A 20,031-nucleotide genomic window follows, 5' to 3' on the forward strand; every position below is an offset into this window, starting at 1 on the left:
TCTGTTGTTATTGGTGAGTCGGGATCAGGGCGTCATCGCCGCCATGACCCAGATCCAGCGGCGGGTTCTTGTAAACCCAGCCCTTGCCTCCCAGGGTCTCGACGGAGTAACTGCCTTGCGGCGTGCCGATGAACCCGAAAGTCGCTTGCTTGCCGACGGTGAAATTGACCGGATAGCTGTCACCGTCGACCCGAATCTCCCCTTGCCAGTTGCGCTCCCCGCCCCGCTGCAGCTCGACCTTGGTCACCCTGGCCTGCAGGGTGCTGCCATCCGGCAGCGGCAGGGCTACGCTGTCACCCACCTGGGCCCGCTCCAGATCGCTGCCCTGCAGGGCGATCGGCTGGGGTTGCTCGACCGCATCGCCCGGCTCCGCCAGCGGAAAGTCCGCATCCACCTCGGCCGCCTGCCAGGGGGTCTCCAGCTGCTGGCTGCCATCTTCCCGCAGCCGATCCGGCTTGGCGGGGGGCGTGACCGGCGCCGGCTTGAGCGCGGGTACCGGCATGGCGGCGAGTGGCGTCAGCTCCACCAGCGGGGCCGACTCTGCCGCACGCGCCTCATCCCCTGTCGTCATTGCTCCGGGCGCCACCGGCTGCGGCCACAGCCACCAGCCGATCACCCCGGCCAAGAGGGCGCACAATGCCAGCCCAAGCCCCCATTTCGCTCTCTTCATACTGATACTCCAGTCAAAAACAATCCTTATAAAACAATGAATTGCATTAAAAGTGAGGGGGCATGCTAGAAACTGGCGACAAGGCTGGCACCCCCCTATATGGGGCGTCTGAAAAATCGACGCTGGTGTTTGCACACATCCATTTGAGTCGACAAAGCCAGCGCTGGCGGGGGCTGAGGAAGGGTTCGAATGATGCTTTTTTGCTGCAGTAAAACGTCCGTGAAAGCGACCGGCATGACTCCCTTCACCCCATATGGGTTAAGCAAATTTGGCTGTACCGGGAGGCGGGCTGCGGCGTACCCTGATGGCATTGATCAGGTCAAGGATGTTGCATGAACGGTTTGCGAATAACGGCGCCAGCACTGGGCTGGCTGGCAATTTCATGGCTGGCGGCGCCGCTCGCCGCCGCCCCTCTGACCCTGCAAGGCGGGACTCAAAGTTACAGCATCGATCCCGATACCCTGGCCATTGCGGTGAACCGGATCCCGGTCAGCGCGGGCCAGCCCGCCCGCCAGGTCGATCAGCTGCAGCAGGATGACCAGCAGGCCAGCTGGCGCTGGCCCGCCCAGGAGGCCAGGGTGGAGGTCAGGCTGGATGGCGACGACCTGCTGCTGACGCTTGCCAGCGACAGTCCCCGTCAGCTGACCTGGTACAGCCTGCCGCGAAACCAGACCCACCTCTCCCTCGCCATCGGCGAGGGCAGCCGCTTCTCCGTGCGCGACAGCGACTGGCTCGGCTATGTCGGCGACGAGCTGGCCGAGCTCAACACCCACTACGACCTCAAGCTGCCGCTCTGGAGCCAGGATGCGGGCAAGCAGACCTACAGCTGGATCCTGCAGAGCCCCTACGACAACCGGCTCAAGTTCAGCCGCCAGGGGGGCCGGCTGCAGCTGAGCGCCAGCCACGAGTTCAGCAGCTTCAACGCTCAGGCGCCCATGGTGGTGCGGCTGAGCGTGGGGGATGACTGGCTGGCAGGGGCGCGCCGCTACCGGGCGTGGTTGCAGAGCGAGGGGGCCTGGCAATCCCTGGCCGACAAGATTGCCCGCGTCCCGGCCGGCCGGCGACTGATCGGCGCCAGCCATGTCTACCTGTGGGGGGATGCCCTGCTCGATCGGCAGGACGTGAAGGCGTGGCCCGCTCTGCAGGCCAGATTGCAACAAAAGCCGGAGTGGCTGCAGACCTTCAATGCCGAGGAGCAGGAGGCGCTGGCCGCCGCCCATCCCGAGGTCTGGCAGCAGAGCCTGATCATGGCCGGCCTCAACCGGCTGATTGCCAGCCAGCTGCCGCTGCCTGCCCAGCAGGGCCCGCAGGCCCAGAGCAAGGTGCTGGCCCTGCGCCAGCAGTGGGTCAAGGGTCAGCTGGGGGATCTGCTGGTGCCTCAGGAGCGCTGGGGCCAGGGGTTGTCGCTGCCGGTGATCGAGGCGCTGCAGCAGGCGGGACTGCGCAAGCTGTGGCTCGGCACTCCGCAGTGGACGGCGGCCCTGCAGCAGGGCTATGCCCTCACCGCCGCCCAGCGCCAGGGCTATCTGGTGGGCAGCTATGACTCCTACGACACCGCCATCCTACCCGGCACCAACGACAGCTGGCTCACCGCCCAGCTGCCGCCGGCGATCGGCAAGCGCTGCGCCATCGTCGAGGCCAATGGCAAGCCCAAACCGGGCTTTGGCGGCGAAGGGGTCTATCTCAACCCCGGCTGCACCCTGCCCTTTGCCAAGAGCCGCATGAGCGAGCTGGCCAAGGCCAGCGGCATCAACAGCCTGTTCCTCGACGTGGATGGCACCGCCATGGCCTCCAACGACTACAACCCGGCCCACCAGCAGGGTAGCCAGGCCATGGTCGCCGACCGCAACGCCCGCATGAGCTGGGTGGGGGATCACCTCGGCCTGGTGCTGGGCTCGGAGGATGGCAACGCCCTCACCAGCAAGCCGCTGCTGTTTGCCCACGGCATCCAGAGCTGGGGCTTTGGCTGGGAGGATGCCGCCATGCGCAAGCAGGCCAAGTCCCCCTACTACCTCGGCAAGTGGTGGCCGGACGAAGCGCCGCAGGTCTTCTTCCAGCCCGCCCGGCTCAAGCCGCGCTACCTGAAGACGGTGTTCAATCCGGCGGATCGGCTGCCCCTCTATCAGGCGGTGTTCCACGACTCCGTGCTCAACAGCCACCACTGGCTGCTGGACAACCTGAAATTCCCCGGCATCAAGGAGGAGCGCGCCCTGCTCGGCCTGCTCTACAACACCCCGCCGCTGGTCAACCTGAGCCGCAGCACGCTGGCCAGTCGCCTGCCGGAGCTGACCCGGCTGAGCGAGCAGTTCGCCCCGCTGCACGAGGCGCTGTGGGACAAGGCGCTGGTGGGCTTTCGCTGGCGTGACGGGGTGGGCCGGGTGCAGGAGACCCGCTTCTCCGACGGCAGCCGGCTGGTGGCCAACTTCAGCCACAACTCCATCATGATCGACGGCCACAAGCTGGCGGGCCGGCAGCTGCTGGTGGCGCTCAAGGGCAAACCGGTCAGCGTGCTGAAGATCCAGGGCTAGGCCCGTCGAGGTGGCGGGGGATCAGAAAGGGGCAGCCCCGCCGAGCGAGACGGTGGGCTGCGCATGGAGGTTGAGCCAGCGCCGGCGCAGGATCTCCAGCGAACCATCCTGGCGCATCTGGTCGAGGGCCTGCTGCAGGGCCTGCACCTTGGCCGGCTCCGTCGCCAGGTTGAGGGCGAAGTAATACTGCTCGCTGTCGTCATAGACGAACAGCGGGGTGAGCGCCTCGAAGCCGTGCCCCAGCTGGTGCATGTGGAAGGCCGCCCCCAGATCCAGCGCCGTCACCAGCTCCACCCGGCCGCGCAGCAGCATGCGAAACTTGTCCTCCTCGCTGTTGACGCTGACCGGCGCCAGCCCCTGGCGGACCAGCTGCTGGGCCGAAGCCGAGTTGCGTACCACGGCGATCCGGTAGTCGCTCGCCTCCTGCAGGCTGCGGGGCTGGATGTCGGTGCGCGAGCTCAGCCGCCACACCCTGATGGTGCGCGGCCCGACCGGCCCCACCCACTGGAACTGGTGCTCCCGCTCCGGGGTGCGCGCCACCGAGAAGAGGATGCTGCCCGCCCGATAGCGGGCATTCTGATAGGCCCGCGCCCAGGGCAGCAGCTGGATGTCGCCGCGCAGCGCCAGGCCGCTGCGCGCCAGCAGGGCCTGCAGCAGATCCACCGAGAAACCGCTCACCGGCTGGCCGGCCAGCTGGTAGTTGTAAGGGGGCATCTGCTCGGTCAGCGCCTGCAGTGCCCGGGCCGGCTGCGCCAGCGACCCCGTCAGCAGCAGCGTGGCCAGCAGCCACCTCCACCGCACTGTTGTTCCCACCCTCGACTCCTTCCCATGAAAAACAGACCCCTGCCGCGGCAGGGGTCTGACATAACGCATGTTCACCGGCTTGCGCCTCAGTGACTGGTGGCCGCCTCCTGGTAGTGGTGGCGGATCCAGCGTTCGAAGCCGGCCAGCATGGCTTCCTCTGAGTCGCTATTGTCGGCGATAAGCTGGTCGCCGTGAACTACCCGAATGCGGGCATCGAGCGGTGCCCCCTCGCCGGCCGGCGGACGCTGACGGGCCGCCGCCATGCAAGCCTCGGCCTGTTGCCACGCCTCGGCCACGCTCTGGTTGCACACCGCGGCCAGCGGGCCGGCGCTGAAGCCCTTGCCGGTCAGGCTGCGCAGGGTCTCGTCATGGGTCATGCCGTTGCCCGGTCCCCAGTAGTGGGCGGCCAGATCCGGCCCGATGCGCGGGTTGTCGGTGAGATAGCCGTCGCGCTTCAGGAAGTAGGCCCGGGTCTGCTCCACCGCCATCAGCGCCAGCAGGTAACCGTGATAGGCACAGGCCGACTCCTGGTTGAGCAGGTGCGGGATGGCCAGCAGCGGACGCGGGCTCTCCACCCCCAGGATCTGGCGCTCCCAGCGGCGGGCCAGCGCCAGCACGGAGGCCGGGGTGCGTTCGGCCTCGTCCATGGCGTAGAGATCCCGCTCGAAGTAGGCCACCAGCGCGATCTGGCGCTCGTTGAAGGCGCGAAACGGCTGGCGTGCCTCGATCATCGCCTTGATCAGCGCATCCGGGATCGGCTCCCCCGCCGCATTTCTGGCGTAGCGCTTGAGCCAGTCCGCGTCATCCAGCAGGCTGTCGCAGAACATGGACTGGGTCTCGGCGTAGGCCATGGAGGTAGGCGGGAACTCCTGGGAGAAGCAGGGGGCGTTGCCGGTGACGTTGGCAAAGTGCGCCGCATGGCCTCCCTCGTGGAACAGGGTGTTGAGCCCGCTCCAGCCGCTGCCCACCTGGGCCGGGTCGGCCAGGCTGGTGAAGTTGACCACCGCCGGCACCCACTCCCCCTCCTGCCAGAAGCTCGGCACCGGGCCGTGGCAGAAGCCGTTCTCGTATTTCCCCTCCCGGGTCAGCAGATCCAGAGTGAGGCTGGCGCCGCGGTACTGGATGCCGAGGCGGCGGAAACTCTCGACCCAATCCTGCAAAGCGCGGGAGAAGGGTACGTACGGGTCGAGCTGGCGAGTCACGTCGCCGCTCACGCTGTAACGCAGGTTGTGGGGCAGCAGAGCCGCCTCCCCCTTGGCTGCTTTCAGCTCGGCCAGGCTCTGGTGCAACCGCTGCTCGGTGCCGGCGATGAAGTCGTCGAGGATGGCGAACAGCTGCGCCGGGCTCATCTGCTCGTTCTTGTGCACCTTGTAGTCGAAGTAGTCGCGATACCCCATGGCCCGGGCGAAGCGGTTGCGCAGCGCGACGATGGCCAGATAGCCGTTGTCGACCACCCAGTTTTCCAGGGTGTGGAACATGGCGAGCGCGCTCTGGCGCACCGCCTCGTTGCTACTGGCAGCCAATGCCGTGCTGGCGGCGGGCAGACTGCCTGCCACCTCGCGACCCTGCTCGTCCAGCAAGGTCAGCTTCAGCTCCCGACGGCGGGCAAACAGCGCCGCCTCGGCGGCCACCAGCTCGTCCATCAGGGCGGCGGCGGCCGGCGCCTCGATGACGTTGCATTCGAAGAAGGCGATCCAGCCTGCCAGACCGCGCTTGAGCTCGGTCTCCTCGGCCATGGCATGCATCTCCCGCAGCACCGGCAGGCGCGCCGGATCGGCGCAGAACGCCTTGTAAGCCTGCTCGGCGGCGGTGAAACCGGCCTGATCGTCGCTGGTGCCCATGTAGGTGGACCAGAACAGATCCTCCTTGCGCCTGTGCACCTGCAGGTAGTCGGCGTTGAGCTGGTTGAGATAATTCCTGGCAATGGAACTCATAAATTCCCTCTTGTTATGGGGCAGCACGGGGTGCCCACTCCTTTTTGGTGAAATGCCGACTCATTCACATTTTCTGCAAATAATCCGGCAAATGGTGCGCCGGGATGCGCGCGAACACGCTACCAAAAGCGAGGGTTTCTGTCTGCTGGCTATACTGGTGTCAAACTTCTCAATTGGCGTGCTGTCGCGCCAAGCCTTTGAAAGTTAATTAAATGTTAAATGAAAAATAATCAGGGCCAGCCGACAGACTGGTCACCACCAGACCCGCATGGGAAAGTTAAGGAAGAGACTATGTTCAAGCTCGGTGATATTGCCGTGAGCCGTAAATTGATGCTGCTGCTCTCACTGGCGCTGGTCGGCTTCATCGCACTGCTGCTCATCTCCGCCAGTGCCCTGCAGCGCAATCTGATGAGTGAACGGGAAGCCAGGCTGCAGGCCGTGCTGGATCTGGCCATGAGCCGGATCCAGGCGCTGGCCGCCACCCTGCCCGCCCCACAGGCGCAGGCCGAGGCCAGGGCCATGCTCAACAGCATGCGCTTTGACGGTGACAACTACCTGTTCGTGCTGGACGAGAACCGCCGGATGCTGGTGCACCCCGTCCGGCCCGAGCTGGTCGGCCAGCAGATGGGCGAGAGCGGATCCGCCACCGCCGGCGCGCACTGGCAGCGGATGGTGGAACTCGGCAGAGGGGGTCAGCAGGGTCGACTGGAGTACCAGTGGGTCTCCCCCTCCGGCGAATCGGCCCAGAAACTGTCGCTGGTGGCCGGCTATCAGCCCTGGGGCTGGATCCTCGGCTCCGGCGTGCTGCTGCAGGACATCCAGGCCACCATCTGGTCCCAGTACCAGCTGATGGGGGGCGCCACCCTGCTGGTGACCCTGCTGATGGGGCTGCTGGGCTTTGCCATCAGCCGCTCCATCGTCAACCCGCTGGCCGAGATCAACCGGGCCATGCAGCAGGTGGCCGCCGGCGATCTGGTGGTGAGCATCCCGGTGCACGGCAAGGATGAGCTGGGGGCCGTCGCCAGCTGCACCAACCAGGGACTCAGCGCCATCCGGCACGCCCTGCTGGAGGCAAGCCAGGGGGCCGGCAACGTGGCGGATGCCGCCCTGCGCATCGCCGCCTCCGCCGAACAGACCAACCAGGCGGTCAACAGCCAGCGGGATCAGCTGGCCCAGCTCGCCACCGCCATGAACGAGATGAGCGCCACCATCGCCGACGTGGCCGGCCACGCCGAGAACACCGCCCGCGATACCCAGGACGCCACCAGCGAGGCCGGCCTCGGCAACCGGGACGTGCACGCCAGCGTGCACGGCATCCAGGCGCTGGCCAGCGAGGTGGAGCAGGCCACCTTGCAGGTCAACCAGCTCAAGGAGGGGGTGATGCAGATAAGCGAGGTGACGGCGGTCATCAGCGCCATCTCGGAGCAGACCAACCTGCTGGCCCTCAACGCCGCCATCGAGGCGGCCCGCGCCGGCGAGCAGGGCCGCGGCTTTGCCGTGGTGGCCGACGAGGTTCGCCAGCTGGCGAGCCGCACCCGCCAGTCCACCGAGGAGATCCAGAGCACCATAGCCCAGCTGCAGCAGCGGGCGGTGAGTGCGGCCGACGCCATGGACGCCAGCCGCAAGCTGGCGGAGAGCAGCGTCGGCCAGTCGGAGAAGGCGGGCCAGGATCTCTCCCTCATCGTCAACCACATCCAGCACGTCAGCGACATGGCGACCCAGATCGCCACCGCGGCGGAGCAGCAGAGCATGGTGGCGGAGGACATGAACCGCAACGTCAGCGGCATCAACGACTCGGCGCTGGAGATGTCCCAGTCAGCCTCCCAGCTGGCTCAGGAGAGCGAGCTGCTGGCCGGACTCTCCCGCAGCCTGGACGAGCGGCTGGCCCTGTTCAAACTGGGCTCGGCCAGCCACCAGCCGGCGACCAAGCCGCGGGTGCCGCAACCGCCGCGGCAGGAGGATCGCCCGCGCCTCCGCCACTGATCCGTCCTGGCTTGTCGCAGCGCACGCCCCCGCCAGCGCGGCTGGCGGGGGCGTTTTTCATTGCGAAAAAATGCCAAATATTTGCATCTTGTCGACCTGTTCGACGAACTTGATGCCGTGACGCCGAGTTAATAGCCATTTAAAAACAGAAAGTTAAGTGTTTGCTCTACTCCGATGAGGTCAAGCTGTAAAGATTTACACTTAATTATTTAATCAAAAATAGTCATGATGAGTTGTCGCCAAACGCGACACCATGACCCTTTATGTAGTCATTTGGCAAACTGGTTGAAAGGCCAGGACGCAAAGCCTCCGGTCTAAAGACATGTCGTCCAGGATAGCGGGGTTGCCACACAGTGTTTCGGGGCACGCCCCTGCCAACTTGACTGCCCACATCTGTCGAACAGAGGAATGTATGGCAGCAAAAATCCAACTCAATCACGTCGCTGCAACGCTGGCCCTGCTGGTCAGTGGCAGCGTGCTCGCCCACGGCTACATCAGCCAGCCGGAATCGCGCAACTACCTGTGCAAGACCGGCGGCAACAGCCAGTGCGGCGCGGTGCAATGGGAACCCCAGAGCGTGGAAGGCCCCTCCGGCTTCCCGAATGGTGGCCCTGCCGACGGCCAGATCGCCTCGGCCGGTAGCGCCAGCTGGGGCGAGCTGAACGCCCAGACCAGCGACCGCTGGACCCGCCGCGAGGTACAGGCCGGCCCCTTCGCCATCAGCTGGACCTTCACCGCCAACCACGTCACCCGCAACTGGCGCTACTACCTCACCAAGCAGGACTGGAACCCGAACCAGCCGCTGACTCGCGCCGCCTTCGAGCTCACCCCCTTCTGCGTGGTGGACGGCAACATGACCCAGCCGCCCAAGCAGGTCACCCACCAGTGCAACCTGCCCGAGCGCACCGGCTATCAGGTGATCCTGGGGGTGTGGGAAGTGGGTGACACCAGCAACAGCTTCTATAACGTGATCGACGCCAACTTCAAGGGCGGCACCCAGCCACCGCTGGAATGGAGCCAGGGCGGCACCATCTACCCCTCCACCGAGCTGGCGGTCGGCGACAAGGCCAGAACCCTGGTGTTCGACGCCAACGGCGTGCGCCCCGATCTGCAGACCGAGCTGACCATCGCCAGCCCGGAGCAGGGCCAGAAGAACAACTGGACCCACGCCCTGGCGAGCAAGATCAATGCGGAGCAAAGCCAGATCCGCGCTGGCCAGCAGAGCGGCGAAGGCCAGTTCAACCCCGTCTACGGCCAGAACCCGGTCTACTTCAAGGCCGGCAGCGCGCTGGAGCGGGTCGAGATTCAGCTCGAACAGCAGCAGCCGCCGGTGAGCAACGGTGTCAGCGTGAGCGGCCTGGAGAGCGAGTACCTGCTCGACGAGGGCAAACTCACCCTCAACTTTACCGTGGCCGCCGAGGGCGATCTGACCGTCACCAACACCTTGTATGATCACGGTGGGGCCGCCAAGGGACAGACCAGCGCCGACATCAAGGACAGCAGCCACAGCTTCACCATGCCGCTCACTGGGCTCAGCGCCGGTCACCACCAGCTGGTGATCGAAGGCAAACCCAAGGCCGGTGGCGAGGCGGTGCAGCAGACTCTGGACCTGATGCTCAAGGATCCGGCCGCCGGCGGTGACTACCAGTTCACCTTCCCGGAGGGGCTCAAGTCCTACACCGACGGCACCAGGGTGCTGCAGCCCAAGAACGGCAAGGTCTACCAGTGCAAGCCCTTCCCCTATCGCGGCTGGTGCAGCCAGTGGTCGGCCAGCGCCACCCAGTATGAACCCGGGGTCGGTAGCAATTGGCAGGATGCCTGGATCCTGGTGAACTGATCCGCAGGCGCAGCATGACGCCATCAACAAAACGGGGAGCCACTGGCTCCCCGTTTTCTCTGGTGTTCTCTGGTGTTCTCTGCTGTGACCGCTCAGATCTGGAAGTCGATGGCGGGCTCGCCGCCCATGGCGCGGGCCTGAATGTCCGCCAGCGCCAGCTCAGGGTTGCAGAGCTGGATGAACTGCCAGGCGAAGTTGTGCTGGAACTGCCCCTGCTTGAGACCGATCCAGGCGGTGTGGGGCGCAAACAACCGGCTGCCGTCCAGCTGCACCAGCCCCTTGTCGCGCTGGGTGTCGAACGCCATGTCTGCCAGTATGCCCACCCCCATCTCCAGCTCGACATAGGTCTTGATGACGTCGGAGTCCTGTGCGGTCAACAGGATCTGCGGGGCGATACCGGCCTCGGCAAACGCCTCGTCCACCCGCGCCCGCCCGGTCAGCCCGGCCTGATAGGTGATGATGGGCCACTGGGCCAGCGCCGCCAGGGTCAGCTCCTGCTCGGCACTGAGCGGATGCTGCTCCGGCACCACTATGTTGTGGTGCCAGCGGTAGTAGGGAAACGCCACCACCCCTTCGCTCTTGTCGAGCTGCTCGCTGCTGATGCCGATGTCCACCTCGCCGGTCTGCACCAGCCGCACTATCTCCTCCGGACCGCCCTGGCGCAGCTCCAGCTGCACCAGCGGGAACTGCTCGCGAAACGCCTTCACCACCCGCGGCAGGGCGTAGCGGGCCTGGGTGTGGGTGGTCGCCACCAGCAGCCGGCCCGAGTCGCGGTTGGCGAAGGTGCTGGCCAGCTTGCGGATGTTCTCGGCATCCCCGAGGATGCGCTCGGCGATCACCAGCAGCTCCTTGCCCGGCTCTGTCATGCCGAGCAGCCGCTTGCCATAGCGGATGAACAACTCGATCCCCAGCTCCTCTTCCAGCTCGCGGATATGGCGGCTAACCCCGGACTGGGAGGTAAACAGGGCATTGGCCACCTCGGTCAGGTTGTAATCCCGCCGTGCTGCCTCCCGAATGATTCGCAACTGCTGAAAATTCACGTCATCGCCTCCTGCGCTGACCGGCCGGTCGGGGCCCTCCCCGCCGCCTTGTTGTTATCTTGTCTGGCTGCCCGAGCCTGAACTCTGACCGCCACACTGACCCTGTTGTACCCAGGCGGGCAGACCCCACCCTGGTCACGCTGCTTGCCTGCACGGTCCTCCAGGGGCCTTCTACTTAAATCTGGTAATCCGGGTAGAGCTGGGCCTGCCTGGCCACCAGCCGCACCCCCTGGCCCGGGTGGAAGGCGCGGGCCGCCTCCTTGCTCAGCTCGGCCTCGAAGTGTGCACCGTTTGTATCCCCATTGCCACGCAGTTCCACCCGGATGCGCGGCCCCATGGGCAGCAATCGGGTGATGGTGGCGCTGATGCCGCCCGGCGCATCCGCCGGCACTATCTCCAGCTCGTGGGGACGCACATAGGCGACGGCCGCGCTGCCTTCCGCCAGCTGGGAGCTGATGGGCCCGCCCAGCAGCTGCTCGCCGATGCCGAGCCCCTGCCCGGCCACCCGGCCGCGAAACAGGTTCACACTGCCGAGGAAGCTGTGCACGAAGGAGCTGGCGGGCTGGTCATAGACCTCGGCCGGGGTGCCGATCTGCTCGACCTTGCCGGCGTTCATCAGCACCACCCGATCCGCCACCTCCAGCGCCTCCTCCTGATCGTGGGTGACGAACAGGCTGGTAACGTGCAGCTCGTCGTGCAGCTCGCGCAGCCAGCGCCGCAGCTCCTTGCGCACCTGGGCGTCGAGGGCGCCGAACGGCTCATCCAGCAGCAGCACCTTGGGCTGCACCGCCAGCGCGCGGGCCAGCGCGACCCGCTGACGCTGGCCGCCGGAGAGCTGGGTCGGGTAGCGCGCGGCCACATGGCTGAGCTGCACCAGATCCAGCAGCTCCTTGACCCGGGCGCGGATCGCCGCCTCGGCCGGTCGCTCGCGGCGCGGCTTGACCCTAAGGCCAAACGCCACGTTCTCGAACACCGTCATGTGGCGAAACAGGGCGTAGTGCTGGAACACGAAGCCGACGTTGCGCTCGCGCACGTGCAGATCCGAGGCATCCTCGCCGCGGATGATGACGTGGCCGCTGTCGGCCTGCTCCAGCCCGGCGATGATCCGCAGCAGAGTGGTCTTGCCGCAGCCGGAGGGGCCGAGCAGCGCCACCAGCTCACCGTCGTGAAAGTCGAGGTTGATGTCGGCCAGCGCCGCGTACTGGTTGAAATGCTTGTTGAGTCCTTGTACCTGAATGCTCATGGCAGCCTCTTGAATTCGGTGATCAGTGAGAGTGAACAGGCTGGGCACGCAGCCGGGCCAGCAGGGTTTCCCCCAGCAGGGTGAAGATCCCGAACAGGGCCAACAGGCTGGCCACCGCGAAGGCGGCGCCGGTCTGGTACTCGTTGTAGAGGATCTCGATGTGCAGCGGCAGGGTGTTGGTCTGGCCGCGAATGTGGCCGGAGACCACAGACACGGCGCCGAACTCCCCCACCGCACGGGCGGTACAGAGCAGCAGGCCGTACATCAGGCTCCAGCGGATGCCGGGCAGGGTGACCCGCCAGAACATCTGCAGGCCGCTCGCCCCCAGCATGATGGCGGCCTCCTCCTCTTCCGGGCCGCGCGCCTCCATCTGGGGCAGCAGCTCGCGCACCACGAAGGGCACGGTGATGAAGGTGGTGGCCAGGATGATGCCAGGGGTGGCGAAAATCACCTTGATGTCGTGCTCGCTCAGCCATTCGCCGAACCAGCCGCGACTGCCGAACATCAGCACGAACATCAGCCCTGCGATCACCGGCGACACGGAGAACGGCAGATCGATGAGGGTGATGAGCAGTTGCCGACCCGAGAAGCGGAAGCGGGCGATGGCCCAGGCGGCGGCAACCCCGAACAGCAGGTTGAGGGGCACCGAGCAGAGGGTCACCAGGGCGGTGAGGCCGAGGGCACTGAGGGCGTCCGGCTCGCTGATGGCGTGCCAGAAGAAGGCCAAACCAGGGCTTAGCGCCTGGATAAAGACGGTAGCCAGCGGCAGCAGCAGCAGGGCGGCAAACCAGCCGAGACCGACCGTGACCAGCAGCCACTTGACCCAGACCGGCTCGCGGATGACGGGGGGCTGGCGCACCGAGGTGGTCGGCGCCGCCTCGCCCGTTGCCAGCGTCAGGCTTGCGTTGGATGCGTTCATATCCGGCTCCCTCCGATACGGGCCCAGCTCCAGGCCTGCAACTTGTTGATAAGCAGTAACAAAATGAAAGAGATCAGCAGCATGACCACGGCGATGGCAGAGGCGCCGGCGTAGTCGTACTCCTCCAGGTGGCTCATGATCATCAGCGGCGCAATCTCCGACACCATCGGCAGGTTGCCGGCGATGAAGATGACGGAGCCGTACTCCCCCACCGCCCGTGCGAAGGCCAGGGCAAAGCCGGTCAACAGAGCCGGCACCAGGGTCGGCCACAGCACCCGGATGAAGGTCTGCCAGCGATCGGCGCCCAGGCTGGCAGCTGCCTCCTCCTGCTCGGTCTCGGCTTCCCGTAGCACCGGCTGCAGGGTGCGCACCACGAACGGCAGCCCGATGAAGGTGAGCGCAATCACCACGCCGATGGGGTTGTAGGCGAGCTCGATGCCAAACGGGGCGACCCACTGCCCGATCCAGCCGTTAGGGGCGAAGATGGCGCACAGGGCGATGCCGGAGACGGCGGTAGGCATGGCGAACGGCAGATCGATCAGGGCATCCACCAGTCGGCGGCCGGGGAAGGTATAACGCACCAGCACCCAGGCCAGGATCAGGCCGAACAGGGCGTTGAGCAGCGCCGCCACCAGGGCGGCCTCGAAGCTCAGACGAAAGGAGGCGAGCACCCGCGGCGAACCTATCACCTGCCAGAACTCGGCCAGGGTCAGATTGTTCACCGCGAACAGCACCAGCGCCGAGAGCGGCAGCAGCACCAGCACGCCCAGATAGAGCAGGCTGAAGCCGAGGGTCGGGCCAAAGCCCGGCAGCACGGAGTAAGAACCAAATCGCATAACGCATCCGTTTGTTATGAAAAACATTAGATACAGCGATTCTGCGCACTCCTGTCAGAGGCAACAAACACCAATAACGCCTTTGCTAAGCACTTTTTTATCTAACAACGACATACAAGGCTTTTAGAGCCACAAAATGAAAAAAAGGTCTTTTATATAAATAAAAGACCTAAAAATGGAGCGTCGTGCAATGTACCAAGCTATCCAAATCAGACTGTGGTGGTGTCGAGTGCCTGCCCTCCTTCTCTGTTCCAAATCTGTGTAATCAACCCTCGCCGCTTAGCGAAAACTCAAGGCCGCCCGCCGCTCCCACACCGCCGGCGTCGGCGCCACCACCATCTCGGCCCGCCGATAGAGGGTGCCGAGCAGGTTGAGCCCCTGGTGCCACTCGCCGTGGCCGGACTGGGCATTGAGGTGGCCCACCTCGCCGGCATCGAACAGCGGCACCTGCCACTGCCGGCTCCAGTACTCGGCCCGCTCGAAGCTCATCCAGGGATCGTTGCGGCTGGCCACCAGCTGGGCCGACACCTTGAGCGAGCCTGCCAGCAGCTCGTCTGGCAAGCCGAAGCGGGCCGGATCCGCCGGCGCCACGATAAACAGCGAGGCCACCTTGTCGGGCTGCCGGCGCGCCGCCGTGATGGCCGCCAGCGCGCCGAAGGAGTGGGCCACCAGGTGAGCCCGCCCGCGCCGGCTTTTGAGCTTGCTCGCCAGCTTGGCGCTCCAGACCGTGAGGTCGGGCCGATCCCACGGCAGCCCCACCATCCGCTGCCAGTGGGGGAATTGTTGGTGCCAGCGGCTCTGCCAGTGATCCGGCCCGCTGTTGTGCAGACCGGGAACCAGGAGGATCTTGTTCATCTTGGTGCTCCTATCAGCTGGCACAGGGGCCAGTTCAGTTGACGATGGCCGGCCGCTCAGCGACCCGGCTGGTAGATCTGGTCAAACAGGGCGCCCTGGGCGAAGTGCTTCTTCTGCGCCTTGTCCCAGTCCCCTTCCAGATCCTTGACGGTGAACAGGGTCAGCTGCGGGAACTGGGCTGCGGTCTCCTTCAGGATCGCCGGGTTGCTGGGGCGATAGTGATATTTGGCGACGATGCGCTGCCCCTCGTCGGAGTAGAGGTAGTCGAGGTAAGCCTTGGCCACCGCCTCGGTGCCGTGCTTCCTGGCCACCTTGTCCACCACCGCCACCGGCGGCTCGGCCAGGATGGAGACCGACGGCACCACCAGCTCGAACTTGTCGCGATTGCCGGGCTGACCCAGCACCAGCAGGGCTTCGTTCTCCCAGGCCAGCAGCACGTCGCCGAGGCCGCGCTCGATGAAGCTGGTGGTGGCACCGCGGGCGCCGGAGTCCAGCACCTTCACGTTCTTGTAGAGATCGCCGACGAACTGTTTGGCCCCCTCCTCGCTGCCGCTCTTCTTCAGGGCGTAGCCCCAGGCAGCCAGGTAGTTCCAGCGCGCCCCGCCGGAGGTCTTGGGGTTGGGGGTGACGATGGCCACGTCCTTGCGCACCAGATCATCCCAGTCCTTGATCTGCTTGGGATTGTCCTTGCGCACCAGGAACACGATGGTGGAGGTGTAGGGCGCCGCATTGTTGGCCAGCCGGCTCTGCCAGTCGGCGGCGATCAGCCCCTGCCTAGCCACGGCATCGACGTCGTAGGCCAGCGCCAGCGACACCACGTCCGCCTCCAGCCCGTCCACCACGGCGCGCGCCTGCTTGCCGGAGCCACCATGGGACTGGCTGACCACAACATCGTCGCCGGTCTTCGCCTTCCACTCCCTGGCGAAGGCGCCGTTGTACTCCTGGAACAGTTCGCGGGTCGGATCGTAGGAGACGTTGAGCAAGCGGATCTCGGCGGCATTGGCCTGACCGAGGGCCAGCAGGGAGAGCAGGGTCAGGGCGGTCGTTCGCAGTTTCATGGGGATACTCCATATCTCGTTGGGTTGAGTTCAGCATGCCGCGGGCTTGTTATGCCGAGAACCAAGAAATAACGCTTTGCTTATCTCATTTGCTCATATCAGGAGGGCGCAGGCGTCATGCGCGCACTCTGTGAGCCAGGCCGCGCTGGCCCGGTGCCGGCTGTGCCATCATGGAAACAAGGCAGGCAGATGACGAACAGGAAGTCGTTATGTGGATCAATGCAGAACCCGTCAATGGCGCCCTGGTGTCGCTGGCCATCGGCCTCATCATAGGGCTGGAGCGCGGCTGGCAGGTGCGCCAGCTGGGGGACAACCAGCGCATCGCCGGGATGCGGACCTACGGTCTCATCGGCCTGCTCGGCGGGGTCTGCGCCCTGCTGCTGCCCACCCTGGGCCCCTGGCTGCCGCTGCTCGGCCTGCTGGCGGTGGTGATTGGTTGCGGCCTCTCGGTCTGGCTGGCCCAGCGCTGGCAGGGGGAGTTCGGCCTCACCAGCTCGGTGGCCATGCTGCTCACCTATCTGCTGGGGCTGATGTCGGTGCTGCTGAGCCCGAGCGAGGCAGTGGCCTGCGCCGTGCTGGCGGCGCTGCTGATGGGGCTCAAGGGCAAGATCCAGCAGGGGATGCTGTTTCTGAGCGAGACCGAGTTTCACGCCACCCTGCGCTTTTTGCTCATCTCCCTGGTGCTGCTGCCAGTGCTGCCCAACGAGGAGATGGGCCCGCTCGATGCCTTCAACCCCTTCAAGATCTGGCTGATGGTGGTGGTGATCGCCGGCATCTCGTTCTGCGGTCACTTCGCGGTGCGCCTGCTCGGCACCCGCGCCGGGCTGGTGCTCACCAGCATGCTGGCCGGGCTCGCCTCCTCCACCGCCCTTACCCTGCAGTTTGCCCGCCTCAACAAGGAGCAGGGGGGGCTGGAGCGGCTGCTGGCCACCGGCATCCTGCTGGCGGGAGCCACCATGTGGCTGCGACTGCTGGTGCTGGTGCTGCTCATCCACAACGAGCTGGCGATGCGCCTGGCGGCGCCCCTGCTGCTGCTGGCGGCCACCGTCTACGGCTTCGCCTTCTGGTTCTGGCGCCAGCGCGAGGAGCTGACCGACGGCCCGGTGCAACCCCAGACCAGCAACCCGCTCGATCTCGCCACCGCCATCAAGTTCGGCCTGCTGCTGGCGCTGATCGGCTTCATGGCTACCCTGTTGCAGAACAAGGTGGGCAACTCCGGGGTCTATCTGCTGTCGCTGATCTCCGGCATCACCGACGTGGACGCCATCACCTTGTCGCTCTCCCAGCTCTCCCACAAGGAGCTGGCGCTGGAGGTGGCGGCCCGCGGCATCCTGCTGGCAGGGCTGGTCAACTCGCTGGTGAAGGGGCTGCTGGCCCTGGGGATCGGCGGCCGTCGGCTGGGGCTGCGGGTGCTGTTGCCCTACTTCGTCTCGGCCCTGCTGATCCTGCCGCTGATCTGGCCCGGCGCCTGATCTTGCAGCAAGTGACAGCCTGACGCCGCCAAAGTGCTCGCGTATACTGGCTCCTCTTGGCACATGAGAGGAGCGGTAGCATGGCAAGCGATTGGGACAAGGTTCTGGCGGGCGGCGCCCTGGACAGCCAGAGCGAGGAGATAGCGAACGACCGGATCCGCGGTCAGGCGCTGCTGGCACAACTCAACGCCTCCCCGGCCGGTGACCAAGCCCTGCGCCAGCGCCTGTGCGGTGAGCTGTTCGGTCACTGCCCCGACTCCTGCTGGATCAGCACTCCCTTCACCTGCGAATTCGGCCGCAACATCCACATCGGCGAGAAGACCTTCTTCAACTTCAACATCACCATTCTCGACGTGGGCGAGGTGCACATCGGCAGCCATGTGCTGCTGGCCCCCAACGTGCAGATCTACACCGCCACCCACACCATGGACTATCTGGAGCGACGCAACTGGACCGCCTACAACAAGCCGGTGAGGATCGGCGATGACTGCTGGATCGGCGGCGGCGCCATCATCTGCCCCGGCGTCACCATAGGACCCCGTTCCATCATAGGGGCCGGCGCCGTGGTCACCCGCGACATTCCGGCCGACTCGGTGGCGGTGGGCAACCCGGCGCACGTGATCCGTAGCCTGAGCCCGGACGCCCCCCGCGGCTGGGAGCTGGCCCTGTGATCTGGCTCGCCCTGCTCCCCCTGCTGTGGACGGCCTGGCTCGGCCTGGCCGACGCCAACTGGTGGCCGCTGGCCATCATCACCGCCATGAGTCTGCTGACGATGCTGGCCTACGCCCACGACAAGCGCCAGGCGGTGCGCGGCGGCTGGCGCATTCCCGAGTCCCGGCTCCACCTGCTCGAGCTGTTCGGCGGCTGGCCCGGCGCCCTGCTGGCCCGCCACTGGCTGCGCCACAAGACCCAGAAGGGGAGTTATCGCAGGGTATTCTGGTTCATCGTGCTGCTGCACCTGACCCTGTGGGGGCTCTGGCTCGGCCGTCCGCTCTGGCAGACGGTCTGACGCGGGCAAGGCAGCCTCTCGACATTCCCGTCCACCCCCTTGCCGGCCATTGCAGCCGGCAACCGGGTATGAGACAACAGATGGCAACAAGGCTGTTTTCTCGTTTGTTCATCGGCAAGGAGTCATTCATGACCATGTGGACCGGTATCGTGCTGATCGTCTTCATCAGCGCTCTGTTCGGCTTTCTCAGCAAGCGGGCCCGCTACCAGTTGGGGGATGCCCGCATCACCGATCGTCTCGGCAAGCAGGACATGCTCATCAACGAGCTGCAGGAGCGCATCGCCAATCTGGAGGCCATCGTCATCGAGGAGGAGAAGCGCCGCCCGTTCAAGGAGCTCTGATCCGGCAAGCCGGGCGGCAAACCGCCAGCCCCCGGGCTGCAAGGGTTTGCCGCCGCCCTCTCTCGCACTCGCCCACCCTCTGCCTGGCAAAAACTAAATTCACCGCAGGATCAGTCCTCTGCCACTCCTAGGCTAAATTTTCGCCAAACTGGCCCGTTCCCTGCTCCGTCATGACATCAGTAGTACGGAGAGTGACATCATGATCGCCATCGGCACCCTGCTTCCCCTCGCCTCCCTCGCCCTCAAGCTCGGCAGCAAGCTGCTTGGGGACAGCACGCCGCCGGCCCAGACCGAGCCCCCCGTGCAGGAAGAGCGGCTAGCCCCCACGGTGCAGAGCCTGTTCCAGCGCCTCGGCGTCAAAGAGGCAAACAGCGAGCAAAACCGTCCCGCCATCAACCACTTCATGGGGGCGCTGATGCAGACCCTGGGCCAGGAGTACTCGGGCCAGTCGCTGCCCCAGGCCATCGACGCCGCCCGCACCCAGCTGGCAAACGGCACCCAGAGCACCCGCCTCGACGCCCTGCAGGGCGAGCTCGACACCCTCAAGGGCTCCCTTGGCAACAGCGACCTCAGCCTCGATCAGCTGCTCTTCGCCTTCAAGCAGACCCTGCCCAATGGCAAGGGGGAAGGCGTCGGCAAGCTGCTCAATGCCAGCGCGTGAGCGGGTGTGGAACCATGAAAAACGGCAACCTGAAGGTTGCCGTTTTTGTCGGGCCGGATCCCATGCTGTCACGCTAGGGTAGTGAGCAAGGTGGACTCAGCATTGCCTGAGCCAGCGCGGTCTGCCCGCGATCCTGCAAGGTATTGGCCGCTCCCAGGCGATCCGCCGCCTCCTTGTTCTGACCCAGCTTGAACTTGCCGACCAGCCCGGTTATCTCGATTTCGATGCCGATGACCGCCTGCACCATGGCCTCGAGATAGTCTCGCGGCGCATCAGCCATCTTCCATGGAGTTGGTTCTCCGACCTCATGATGACGAGTCAGATTTGCCAGCAGCCGGCGCACGAAGCGGGCATCGTCGCGGATCTGGATGCGACCGTGAGCATGCACCACGCTGTAGTTCCAGGTCGGCACCAGCTTGTGATGCTCCTGCTTGCCCGGATACCAGCTGGGAGAGATGTAGCCATCTGCAGCCTTGAAGATCACCAGCACCTCGTCACCGTCTTTCACCTCCTGCCAGAGCGGATTGTTGCGGGCAACGTGGGCACGCAGGACGCCATGTTCCCCTTCTCCAGCATCCAGCTCGAACGGCAGATGGTTGGCATCTAGTCCCCCTTCACCATGGGTGATCAGGGCCCCCAGCGGATAGGCCCGCATCAGCTGATGCAGCGCAGCGGGCTCGGTGACGGCGAAATGGGGTGGCAGGTACATGCAGGTTCCTTCTGGTTGGCGCTGAGTTCCATTCAGCCTGGTCAGGGATTTATGCCCGCTTTGCCGCCCTCGGGGCAAGCGAAACAGGCTGATAAGCCGACATAAAAAAGAGGGCTGACGCCCTCTCTTGAT

At 65.5% G+C, this 20,031-nt stretch carries 18 protein-coding genes and 1 riboswitch; of the genes, 8 read left to right on the top strand and 10 right to left on the bottom strand.

The window, feature by feature from the left end:
• Window positions 1-7: 7 nt before the first annotated feature.
• Window positions 8-670 (bottom strand): hypothetical protein, encoded by a 663-nt coding sequence (locus I6L38_RS16235; RefSeq protein WP_216988726.1) that lies wholly within the window; start codon window positions 668-670, stop codon window positions 8-10.
• Window positions 671-1,002: 332 nt separating this feature from the next.
• On the opposite strand from I6L38_RS16235, the gene I6L38_RS16240 reads away from it, so the two are divergent.
• The gene (locus I6L38_RS16240; RefSeq protein WP_216988727.1) at window positions 1,003-3,198 is read left to right on the top strand and encodes a glycoside hydrolase; all 2,196 of its coding nucleotides are present in this window, start codon (window positions 1,003-1,005) and stop codon (window positions 3,196-3,198) included.
• A gap of 21 nt (window positions 3,199-3,219) precedes the next feature.
• Here I6L38_RS16240 and I6L38_RS16245 read toward each other — a convergent pair whose 3' ends face one another.
• On the bottom strand, window positions 3,220-4,011 hold the full coding sequence (locus I6L38_RS16245) for an ABC transporter substrate-binding protein (RefSeq protein ID WP_216988728.1): 792 nt from the start codon (window positions 4,009-4,011) through the stop codon (window positions 3,220-3,222).
• Window positions 4,012-4,088: 77 nt separating this feature from the next.
• Window positions 4,089-5,936: a M3 family metallopeptidase gene (locus I6L38_RS16250; RefSeq protein WP_216988729.1), complete on the bottom strand. Its 1,848-nt coding sequence runs from the start codon at window positions 5,934-5,936 to the stop codon at window positions 4,089-4,091.
• 291 nt (window positions 5,937-6,227) lie between these two features.
• On the opposite strand from I6L38_RS16250, the gene I6L38_RS16255 reads away from it, so the two are divergent.
• Entirely contained in the window at window positions 6,228-7,919 is a 1,692-nt protein-coding gene (locus tag I6L38_RS16255) for a methyl-accepting chemotaxis protein (RefSeq protein WP_216988730.1), read from the top strand.
• Window positions 7,920-8,184: 265 nt separating this feature from the next.
• Window positions 8,185-8,270: riboswitch (cyclic di-GMP riboswitch) on the top strand.
• Window positions 8,271-8,331: 61 nt separating this feature from the next.
• Entirely contained in the window at window positions 8,332-9,756 is a 1,425-nt protein-coding gene (gbpA, locus tag I6L38_RS16260; protein WP_216988731.1) for an N-acetylglucosamine-binding protein GbpA, read from the top strand.
• A gap of 92 nt (window positions 9,757-9,848) precedes the next feature.
• Here gbpA and cbl read toward each other — a convergent pair whose 3' ends face one another.
• The 6 genes from cbl to I6L38_RS16290 form a co-directional block, all read right to left on the bottom strand.
• Entirely contained in the window at window positions 9,849-10,796 is a 948-nt protein-coding gene (cbl, locus tag I6L38_RS16265) for an HTH-type transcriptional regulator Cbl (RefSeq protein ID WP_005308577.1), read from the bottom strand.
• A 175-nt stretch (window positions 10,797-10,971) separates the two neighbouring features.
• On the bottom strand, window positions 10,972-12,039 hold the full coding sequence (locus I6L38_RS16270) for a sulfate/molybdate ABC transporter ATP-binding protein (RefSeq protein ID WP_010635192.1): 1,068 nt from the start codon (window positions 12,037-12,039) through the stop codon (window positions 10,972-10,974).
• Window positions 12,040-12,061: 22 nt separating this feature from the next.
• Complete coding sequence (gene cysW / locus I6L38_RS16275) at window positions 12,062-12,958, bottom strand: sulfate ABC transporter permease subunit CysW (protein WP_216988732.1); 897 nt, start codon at window positions 12,956-12,958, stop codon at window positions 12,062-12,064.
• Entirely contained in the window at window positions 12,955-13,794 is an 840-nt protein-coding gene (cysT, locus tag I6L38_RS16280) for a sulfate ABC transporter permease subunit CysT (protein ID WP_216988733.1), read from the bottom strand. Before cysT ends, cysW begins: the two co-directional genes overlap by 4 nt.
• 279 nt (window positions 13,795-14,073) lie before the next feature.
• Complete coding sequence (locus tag I6L38_RS16285) at window positions 14,074-14,649, bottom strand: alpha/beta hydrolase (protein WP_010635195.1); 576 nt, start codon at window positions 14,647-14,649, stop codon at window positions 14,074-14,076.
• Window positions 14,650-14,705: 56 nt separating this feature from the next.
• Entirely contained in the window at window positions 14,706-15,707 is a 1,002-nt protein-coding gene (locus I6L38_RS16290) for a sulfate ABC transporter substrate-binding protein (protein ID WP_216988734.1), read from the bottom strand.
• A gap of 209 nt (window positions 15,708-15,916) precedes the next feature.
• Between I6L38_RS16290 and I6L38_RS16295 the strand changes: the two genes are divergently transcribed.
• The 5 genes from I6L38_RS16295 (at window position 15,917) to I6L38_RS16315 (ending at window position 19,190) form a co-directional block, all read left to right on the top strand.
• The gene (locus I6L38_RS16295) at window positions 15,917-17,179 is read left to right on the top strand and encodes an MgtC/SapB family protein (RefSeq protein ID WP_043169346.1); all 1,263 of its coding nucleotides are present in this window, start codon (window positions 15,917-15,919) and stop codon (window positions 17,177-17,179) included.
• A gap of 80 nt (window positions 17,180-17,259) precedes the next feature.
• Complete coding sequence (locus tag I6L38_RS16300) at window positions 17,260-17,850, top strand: sugar O-acetyltransferase (RefSeq protein WP_216988735.1); 591 nt, start codon at window positions 17,260-17,262, stop codon at window positions 17,848-17,850.
• Window positions 17,847-18,188 (top strand): DUF1294 domain-containing protein, encoded by a 342-nt coding sequence (locus I6L38_RS16305; RefSeq protein ID WP_043169348.1) that lies wholly within the window; start codon window positions 17,847-17,849, stop codon window positions 18,186-18,188. Before I6L38_RS16300 ends, I6L38_RS16305 begins: the two co-directional genes overlap by 4 nt.
• A 128-nt stretch (window positions 18,189-18,316) precedes the next feature.
• Window positions 18,317-18,529: a hypothetical protein gene (locus tag I6L38_RS16310; protein ID WP_005308557.1), complete on the top strand. Its 213-nt coding sequence runs from the start codon at window positions 18,317-18,319 to the stop codon at window positions 18,527-18,529.
• Window positions 18,530-18,728: 199 nt separating this feature from the next.
• Complete coding sequence (locus tag I6L38_RS16315; RefSeq protein WP_043169350.1) at window positions 18,729-19,190, top strand: hypothetical protein; 462 nt, start codon at window positions 18,729-18,731, stop codon at window positions 19,188-19,190.
• 73 nt (window positions 19,191-19,263) lie between these two features.
• Here the strand turns inward: I6L38_RS16315 and I6L38_RS16320 are convergent, their stop codons facing one another.
• Window positions 19,264-19,899 carry an FMN-binding negative transcriptional regulator gene (locus tag I6L38_RS16320; RefSeq protein WP_043169352.1) on the bottom strand — a complete coding sequence of 212 codons (636 nt, stop codon included), beginning with the start codon at window positions 19,897-19,899 and terminating at the stop codon, window positions 19,264-19,266.
• Window positions 19,900-20,031: the final 132 nt, after the last annotated feature.

Source organism: Aeromonas sp. FDAARGOS 1408, assembly GCF_019048665.1.
Taxonomy (GTDB): Bacteria; Pseudomonadota; Gammaproteobacteria; order Enterobacterales; family Aeromonadaceae; genus Aeromonas; species Aeromonas dhakensis.